Annotated in this window: 1 rRNA gene; it reads right to left on the bottom strand. The window is 51.4% G+C overall.

Annotated features, from left to right (window positions below):
* Nucleotides 1-255 (bottom strand): 23S ribosomal RNA (locus KOL94_RS25985); the annotation flags it as partial.

Raw genomic sequence — 255 nt, forward strand, 5'->3', positions numbered from 1 at the left:
ACGAGCCTTCCTCAGGAAACCTTGGGCTTTCGATGGAGAAGATTCTCACTTCTCTTTTCGCTACTCATACCGGCATTCTCACTTCAAAGCGCTCCACGAGTCCTTCCGGTCTCGCTTCTCAGCCCTTTGAACGCTCCCCTACCACTGTACCGTAAGGTACAATCCATAGCTTCGGTGATACGTTTAGCCCCGGTACATTTTCGGCGCAGAGTCACTCGACCAGTGAGCTATTACGCACTCTTTAAATGGTGGCTG

It is taken from the genome of Alkalihalobacillus sp. TS-13, assembly GCF_019720915.1.
GTDB lineage: Bacteria > Bacillota > Bacilli > Bacillales > Fictibacillaceae > Pseudalkalibacillus.